Here is a 2,956-nt window from a genome sequence, read left to right as displayed (position 1 = left end):
CCTTCCTCGCCCCGGNGAAACCCCCCCCGAACGATCCTGACGATCCGGTTGATATATCACGAACTATTCACCACGATATATTGCGATTTCGAGCTTCTTATGCCCGTGAGAGTCCTATCTGTGGATGTAATGACTGATATCAAAACGATCTACAAGAACGGATCCGTGCGACTGAAAGACACCCCGCGACCCGAGGACCTCGACGCGACGACCAGTCCGGTCGCGCGCCTCGTCGACTGGCTGCGCGCCTGAGTCGCGTATCTTCTCGCCTGAAACGGCCGGTCGCTGAAGAGCGCTTATAAGGCGGCTATCTCGTGGCCGATGTTCGTGCTGGAAATACCGTTGCTTCTGATGCGGTGACCACCGCAGAAGCCCCAGCCACTCGGCTGTAGAATGCTGTGATCACTTATAAATCAGTTATCGACACAGAGGCCACCGAAGCCCCAGCCGCGAGGCGGGCGCACGCTCGCTGCGCTCCTCACTCGTTCGCTTCGCTCACTCGCTGCGGTGCTTACGTCGCCTGCGCCCGCCTCGCAGCTGCCCCTTCGAGCCCCACCCCGCACCGCGCACAGCACCTCACGCCTCCCCAGCCTCGTCGACCGGTCTCCGCTTCGCTCCGACCGGTCGACTCCCTCGCGCGGCGCTCCTCGCGCCCTTAAAAGGGCGCTCGGAGGCGCGCGCCACCGCACTAACTCGGCAGATCGATCACTCCGTCACCTGTAGCGAGCGATCGAGGCTGTGAAACCATCAATCGCCGCGGGTTTCGATAAGACCGATAGCGCCGGATTGCTCCGTCCGAGTCAGCAGACTCGCGACTCGCGAGTCGCCGTCGAGTCGATAAAAACTCCGCACCGCGGCGTCGGTCCCGGCGGTCAGAACACGCCGGTGAACAGCACGTAGCTGAACAGCACACACAGCAGCCCGACGCCCGTCGCGTAGTACAGCAGGGGGATGAGGTTCAGCCGCATCACCCGCCCCTCCTGTCCGAGGAGACCGACCGTCGCCAGCGCGGCGACGAGGTTGTGGATCGCGACGAGGTTCCCGATCGCGCCGCCGACGGCCTGCGCGCCGACGATGATCGTCCGCGGGAGCCCGAGCTGCGTCGCCGCCTCGAACTGGAACGCGCCGAAGGTGATGTTCGAGACGGTGTTCGAGCCGGCCATCGCCGCACCGAGCGCGCCGATGAGCGCCGCGACGGCGGGGTAGGCGACCCCCAGCAGGTCGGCGGTCGTCTGCGCGAGCAACACGATCATGCTCCCGACCTCGGGCGCGCCCGGGTGCGCGCCGGACTGGAGCATCACCTGGACCATCGCGATGACGAAGACGAGGGCGATGAACGGCGAGACGATCTTCCGGGCCGCCTCCTTCCACGCGTCGCCCACCTCCTGACCGGACATTCCGAAGATCGGGATCGCGAGGACGGCGCTCACGAGCAGCCAGAAGCCGGGGACGTTCATCCACGCGACGGACCCGCTGAGCGTCGTCCCGAGGATGTCGTTCCAGTTGACGATGAAGACGTTGCGGTTGATGAAGTTCGATATCGGGCCGACCGCTCGCGTGACCACGAGCAGGACCACGAGCAGGACGTACGGCGACCACGCCTTGAGCAGGGAGATGTCCTCGCCGCCCTCCAGGTCGGCCGCCTCGGCCTCGGGCGAGACGCCGCCGCGGCTCTCCGCGCTACCGCCGTTCGAGCCGTTCGACTGGCCCGGTTCGATCGTGCCGACCCAGTGGTCCTTCCACCGGTCGCGCTCGGGGAACTCCCACTCGTTGTCCGGCAGGAGGTAGCCGGCGCGCACGACGCTCAGGATGATCGCGCCGCCGACCATCGAGCCGATCAGCGACGGGAACTCGGCGGTGAGGAACCACGCCGAGAGCCAGTACGGCACCGCGAACGCGATCCCGGAGGCGAGACACAGCGGCGCGACCTCCCACGCCGGTGCCAGCGAGCGCTCGTCGGGGTCGCCGAAGAAGTAGACGACCATCCCGACCGCGAAAAGCGGCATCACGAACCCGACCAAGGCGTGATACGTCGCCGCCCACGCGGCCACCTCGACCGAGAACTCCTGGACGGTCATCCCGCTCCCCTCGATGGCGCTCCGCGTGAACTCGACGCTGCCGAGCGGTCTCTCGATTCCGACGACGATCGGCGTCCCCACCGCGCCGTACGTGACGGCGATGATGTGGCCGATTATCGCCGCGATGACCGCCGCGAGCGCCGGGAAGCCCAGTCCCAGCAGCAGCGGCGCGACGACCGCCGCGGGCGTCCCGAAGCCGGCCGCCCCCTCGATGAACGTCGCCATGAAGAAAGCGATCAGGACGATCTGGACGCGGCGGTCGTCGCTCACCGCCGCGAACCCGCGGTTGATCCGGTCGAACGCGCCCGCCTCCATCAGCGTGTACAGGAGGACGAGCGCGCCGAAGACGATCCAGAGGATCTCGATCGCGGTCATCACCCCCACGGCGGACGCGCCCAACAGCCAGTTCACCGGCATGTTCCACGCGAAGTAGCCCACCCCGATCGCGGCGACCCACGCCAGCGGCATCGCGCGCGTCGCCGGCCAGAGGAGGCCGACAAGCAGGACGCCCGCGAGCAGCAGCGGTACCGCCGCAACCGCGACGTCGACGCCGGTCGTCATCCCTTCGTCCCCCCGTTATATCCAGCAGTTCGACACCCTCCACGACTCGTGTTAGGAATGCTCACCCACATGCGACGTGAGTTCATCACGTTCATTAATTATAAAAACTCGCGTTTCAACGAAACTGTCACTTTCGCTCCCAAACCCTAACCCTCAGCCCCCTACGGCGACGATACCGCGGGGGTTTCGATCCGACGACGAGAAACTGACATACACTCGATTACGAACCGAGACAACGGCGGTCGGTCGCGGCGTCGCGGGGAGCCTACCGCTCCTCGTCCGGCTCCGCCGCGAGCGCCTCGTCGCGGAGCTCGCGG

General features: G+C 66.4%; 2 protein-coding genes. One reads left to right on the top strand and one right to left on the bottom strand.

Annotated elements, in window-relative coordinates:
• The first annotated feature begins 129 nt into the window (after positions 1-129).
• Positions 130-252, top strand: a complete 123-nt coding sequence (locus BN903_RS18365; RefSeq protein WP_255331290.1) for a hypothetical protein — start codon at positions 130-132, stop codon at positions 250-252.
• Between the two features lie 620 nt (positions 253-872).
• On the opposite strand, the gene BN903_RS12130 is transcribed toward BN903_RS18365, so the two are convergent.
• Positions 873-2,639 (bottom strand): L-lactate permease, encoded by a 1,767-nt coding sequence (locus tag BN903_RS12130; RefSeq protein ID WP_048077971.1) that lies wholly within the window; start codon positions 2,637-2,639, stop codon positions 873-875.
• Positions 2,640-2,956 lie beyond the last annotated feature (317 nt).

The organism is Halorubrum sp. AJ67, assembly GCF_000513435.1.
This window is presented reverse-complemented; position numbering and strand designations above follow the sequence as displayed.

Excerpts from the sequence above, each read along its gene's own strand:
- BN903_RS18365 (WP_255331290.1), top strand. The coding sequence starts at position 130 with ATGACTGATATCAAAACGATCTACAAGAACGGATCCGTGCGACTGAAA.
- BN903_RS12130 (WP_048077971.1), bottom strand. The coding sequence starts at position 2,639 with ATGACGACCGGCGTCGACGTCGCGGTTGCGGCGGTACCGCTGCTGCTC.